General features: G+C 70.3%; 4 protein-coding genes and 1 pseudogene. All 5 read left to right on the top strand.

Going from position 1 to position 5,260, the window contains the following annotated elements:
• Nucleotides 1-208: pseudogene (locus KM933_RS38290) on the top strand (ATP-binding protein); the annotation flags it as partial.
• Between the two features lie 383 nt (nt 209-591).
• Nucleotides 592-3,951 carry a sensor histidine kinase gene (locus KM933_RS38285; protein ID WP_221362136.1) on the top strand — a complete coding sequence of 1,120 codons (3,360 nt, stop codon included), beginning with the start codon at nt 592-594 and terminating at the stop codon, nt 3,949-3,951.
• Nucleotides 3,952-3,961: 10 nt separating this feature from the next.
• Nucleotides 3,962-4,375, top strand: coding sequence for a roadblock/LC7 domain-containing protein (locus tag KM933_RS38280; RefSeq protein ID WP_033321188.1), 414 nt, complete (start codon nt 3,962-3,964; stop codon nt 4,373-4,375).
• Between the two features lie 92 nt (nt 4,376-4,467).
• The gene (locus KM933_RS38275; protein WP_221362134.1) at nt 4,468-5,064 is read left to right on the top strand and encodes a DUF742 domain-containing protein; all 597 of its coding nucleotides are present in this window, start codon (nt 4,468-4,470) and stop codon (nt 5,062-5,064) included.
• Nucleotides 5,045-5,260, top strand: a 216-nt coding sequence (locus KM933_RS38270) for an ATP/GTP-binding protein (RefSeq protein WP_221362132.1), incomplete at its 3' end; no start/stop codon positions are given. The genes KM933_RS38275 and KM933_RS38270, both read left to right, overlap by 20 nt.

Below are 5,260 nucleotides of genomic sequence, written 5' to 3'. Positions count from 1 at the left end.
CGACTACTTCGAGAACAGCGGACTGCCGTTCGTCATCGCCCTCAACGGCTTCGACGGGCACCAGCCCTACACTCCCGAGGAGGTCCGCGAGGCCCTGCAGATCGGGCCGGACGCCCCGATCATCACGACGGACGCCCGCCACCGTTCGGACGCCAAGAGCGCTCTGATCACGCTGGTCGAGCACGCCTTGATGGCGCGTCTTCGGTAGGGCCCGCCCGTAGGATGACGTCCCGGCAGTCTCGGAACCCAAGTCGGCAGGACCGTACGGAAGTTGTCGTAGACGCACTGGAGCCGGCCGTGTCGGTTGACACGGCCGGTCCCGGTGTTCATAACGTTTCGACAGAGATATCCAGTGGAGCCGCCACGCGTCGCGGTCGCCTGATGCCCCTGTGCTCACAAAAGCCCCGTCTTTTGACGGGGCTCGTTCTGTATGACCGTTTTATCTGAGGCATACATCACCCGGGATTCAGGGTTCCGAGTGTTTGGACGAGCACACCCTGACGTGCTGGAATGCCAGAACTGCCCAGGAGCAGGGGCCGGGAACACACACGCGGCACGACGACGGTGCCGAGCCGAGAGGTTGTTGGTCGAGTGAGGCGAAGCAAGAACGGTCCCGAGCCGTCGGCACGGGGCAACTTCACCCCGCCGCCGCGCGGAGCGGTGCCCGCACATGTGCCCGGCTCGGAGCCGACGGCCCCACCCCCGTCCAGCGGCGGCAAGCTCTCCCCGCGCAACTGGCGCGTACCGACCAGACTCAACGCGATCCTGCTCATACCCGTGCTGGTCGGCCTCGTCATGGGCGGCTTCCAGGTGAAGAGCTCGATCGACACCTGGCAGGAGGCCGAGGACGCGGAGAGCACCGCGCTCCTGGTCCGCGCCGCCCTGACCTACGGCGACAAGCTGTACTCCGAGCGCGACGTCACGGCCGCCCCCCTCCTCCAGGGCGGCGGCGCGAAGGACGCGGCCGTCGTCAAGGCCCGCCGGGAGACCGACACCGCCGCCGTCGCCTTCAACGAGGCCGTCGAGAGCATGCCCGCCAAGGCCGGTCTCGAACGCCGCCTCGGTATCTTCCGCGAGCAGGAGCCCAAGCTCGCGGCGCTGCGCGCGGCCGCGTACACCACGAAGCTCAAGGGCGTGGAGACCGAAGAGGGCTACGTCGACATCCAGCACCCGCTGATGGAGTTCGCCAACGAACTCGGCCTGGGCACCGGAAACATCACCAGCTACGGCCGTACGGTCTACGCGATCTCCCTCGCCAAGGCCGCGGCCTCGCTCCAGCGCTCCATCGGCATGCACCTGCTGATCAAGCCGGGCCCGTCCGAGGACAGCCTGGCCAAGCAGCGGGTCGCCCTCACCTCGTACGCCTATCTCGAAGGCATCGCCGTCGAGGAGTACATCGGCGGTGGCACCGAGGGCGACGCCGCCAAGCTCGAACAGGCCAGGAAGCAGATCCGGACCGACGCGGCGGCCCAGGCCAAGGACGCCGAGGACGCAGCCCGGGCGCGCGGCCAGACGTACGTCCCCCCGCCGGCCGACCCCACCGCGATGGTCGGCGGTCTGGGCACCCTCGCGTCGACCGCCACCGGAGACCGGGCCGCGCTCGCCGACAGGGGCATCACCGCCCAGAACTGGTGGGCGGTCAACACCGCCAAGTACGACGCCTACCGCACCATCGAGGCCGACCTGGCGGACAAGGCCGTGGCCGAGGCATCGACCATCGCCTCCGACGCCAGGCGCGACGCCTTCATCACCGGTGCCGCCGTCGTCGTCGCCCTGCTCGCCGCCTTCATCCTGGCCGGCATGGTGGCCCGTCAGATGAGCCGCTCGATGCGCCAGCTGCGCAACGCGGCCTTCGGGGTCGCCGAGCAGCGCCTGCCGATGCTGGTCGACCAGCTCTCGCGCACCGACCCGGGCCGGGTGGACACCCGGGTCCAGCCCATCCCGATCACCACCACGGACGAGATCGGCGAGGTCGCCCGCGCCTTCGACCAGGTCCACCGCGAGGCGGTGCGGCTCGCCGCCGAGCAGGCCCTGCTGCGGGGCAACATCAACGCGATCTTCACCAACCTGTCGCGCCGCAACCAGTCGCTGATCGAGGGCCAGCTGACCCTGATCACCGAGCTGGAGAACAACGAGGCCGACCCGGACCAGCTGGAGAGCCTCTTCCGCCTGGACCACCTCGCGACCCGTATGCGCCGCAACGGCGAGAACCTCCTGGTCCTCGCCGGCGAGGAGCCGGGCCGCCGCTGGGACCAGCCGGTCCCGCTGGTCGACGTGTTGCGCGCCGCCTCCTCCGAGGTGGAGCAGTACGAGCGCATCGAACTCTCCGGCGTCCCGGAGGCCGAGATCCACGGCCGCGCCGTGACCGACCTCGTGCACCTGCTCGCCGAGCTCCTGGAGAACGCCACCACGTTCTCCTCCCCGCAGACCAAGGTCCGCGTCACCGCGACCCGGCTCCCCGACGGCCGCATCATGGTCGAGATCCACGACAAGGGGATCGGCCTCACCGCCGAGGACTTCGCGGACATCAACCACAAGCTGGCCAACCCGCCGACCGTGGACGCCGCGATCTCGCAGCGCATGGGCCTGTTCGTGGTCGGCCGGCTGTCCGACCGGCACGGCATCCGCGTCCAGCTGCGCCCCTCGGGCGAGCAGGCCGGCACCACCTCGCTGGTCATGCTCCCCGACGCCATCACCCACGGCGGCGGTGGCGAGCAGCAGGTGCAGCGCGACGACTTCACGGTCTCGCAGATCATGCCGGAGCCCGAGCAGCAGCCGTTCCGGGGCGAGGAGTTCCAGAGCGTCCAGCCACCGCTGCGCACGGCCGCCGAACTGGGCTTCGACGACAGCCGCTACACCCCCGAGGTCCCGGACGACATACGTGAGCTGGACCCGGTGGGCCGCTCGCTGATGCGCGAGGAGCGCCGCGCGGCCCTGGAGACCCCGACCCAGGACGGCGAGGCCGAGGCCCCGTCCTTCCAGGGCGAGTTCGACCCCCGGCAGGCCTACGAGAACGGGCAGCCCACCTACGGGAACGAGCAGCCCGGTTACGGGAACGGGCAGCCGGGCCACGAGAACGGGCAGCCGGGCTACGAAAGCGGGCAGGCCGCGTTCGACGGCGCGCCGGCCGCGTACACCGAGGCGCCCGCGTACGACCGGCAGACGCCGTACGGGGAGCAGCAGCAGACGTCGTACGACGAGACGTACTTCCCGCAGGCCGGCGGATACCCCGACCCCTCCTATGCGGAGCCGGTCCAGGAGGAGCGGCAGCCGGCCCCGGCCGAGGGGCAGGACGCGTTCCCGCCCTTCGGGGACCAGCCCCACCAGGACGACTGGCCGCGGCAGGACGCGTACCAGAACGGTTACTCCACCGGGTACGCTCCCGAAGCGGAAGCCGCGCAGGCCGCTGACGCGGCCGAGCAGGACCGCGTAGGCTTCGATGTTCCGGGACCGGTCCCGTCCGGCGCCCCCGAACTGACCGACGCCGGGCTTCCGCGCCGCGGAACCACCGACGCCGGACTCCCCCGCCGCGGAGCCACCGCGGGCGGACGGCAGTCCGCGGGCCAGGGCTCTCCGGCGCCCTTCGCGAACAACGACACCGACGAGAACAGCGGCAACGGCGCCGCGAGCGGCACCGGCAAGGGCGACTGGTCGTCGAACAACGACCAGATGTGGCACCGTGCCGGGCAGTTGAAGAAGCCCAAGGCGGGCGGGGTCACCTCCTCCGGCCTGCCTCGGCGGGTACCCAAGGCCAACCTGGTCGAGGGCACCGCGGAATCGACCCCACAGGGCGGCCCCCAGGTCTCCCGCGCTCCCGAGGACATCCGGGGCAGGCTGAGCAACCTGCGCCGTGGCGTGCAGCGGGGACGCAACGCAGGCAGCGATACGAACGGTCAGGCCACCGGGAATCAGCATGGTGGTTCTGACAGCACCTACAACCAGGAGCGTTAGTGTGAGCCCGATGAGCCAGGCGGCACAGAACCTGAACTGGTTGATCACCAACTTCGTGGACAACACCCCCGGGGTGTCCCACACGGTGGTGGTCTCCGCCGACGGACTCCTTCTGGCGATGTCCGAAGGGTTCCCGCGCGACCGCGCCGACCAGCTGGCGGCCGTCGCGTCGGGCCTGACCTCGCTGACCGCGGGCGCGTCCCGCATCTTCGAGGGCGGGAGCGTGAACCAGACCGTCGTGGAGATGGAGCGGGGATTCCTGTTCATCATGTCCATCTCCGACGGTTCCTCGCTCGCGGTGCTCGCGCACCCGGAGGCGGACATCGGTCTCGTCGGGTACGAGATGGCCCTCCTGGTCGACCGTGCCGGCACGGTCCTGACGCCGGATCTGCGGGCGGAGCTCCAGGGGAGCCTTCTCAACTAGCAGACAAACGATGCGTTTTGGCGTCCCGTGGCCGTAAGGTTTCGGGACGCGGCCTCATAGTGACGGGCCCGGCACATTCGGAGGAGGAGAAAGTGGCGACACCCCCAGACGGCTCGACTTCGGGCAACTGGTCCTACGGCCAGGGCGGCGACGCTTCGCCGAACCGGTACAACTTCCCCTCCGCACCGAGCCCGCGACACCGGCAGCCGTACTCCCCCCAGGGGCCCGGCCCCTCCCCTTCTTCCTCGCCTTCCCCTCCTTCCCCGTACGACCAGCCGTCGGCGCCGCGCATCCAGCCCGTGCAGCCGCATCGGCGCCCGCCCGAACCGTCTCCGGCGGGGGGTGCCGGCAATCCGCTGGTACGCCCCTACGCCATGACGGGCGGCCGCACCAGGCCGCGGTACCAGCTCGCCATCGAGGCACTGGTGCACACCACCGCGCAGCCGCACCAGATGCAGGGCCAACTGCCCGAGCATCAGCGGATCTGCACCCTCTGCCGGGAGATCAAGTCGGTGGCCGAGATCTCGGCCCTGCTGACGATCCCTCTCGGTGTGGCCAGGATCCTCGTCGCCGACTTGGCGGAGGCGGGCCTGGTCGCCATCCATCAGCCCGGCGGCGACGAGAGCGCCGGCGGTCAGCCAGACGTGACTTTGCTCGAAAGGGTGCTCAGTGGACTTCGCAAGCTCTAGCGGAGGGCCTTCCCGCTCCACCACGTCCGCGAAGATCGTGGTGGCGGGCGGCTTCGGCGTGGGCAAGACCACGTTCGTCGGGGCCGTCTCGGAGATCAACCCGCTGCGTACCGAGGCCGTGATGACGTCCGCTTCGGCGGGCATCGACGACCTCACCCACACCGGGGACAAGACCACCACCACGGTGGCCATGGAC

The sequence above is a fragment of the Streptomyces beigongshangae genome, from assembly GCF_019710745.1.
Taxonomy (GTDB): Bacteria; Actinomycetota; Actinomycetes; order Streptomycetales; family Streptomycetaceae; genus Streptomyces; species Streptomyces beigongshangae.
This window is presented reverse-complemented; position numbering and strand designations above follow the sequence as displayed.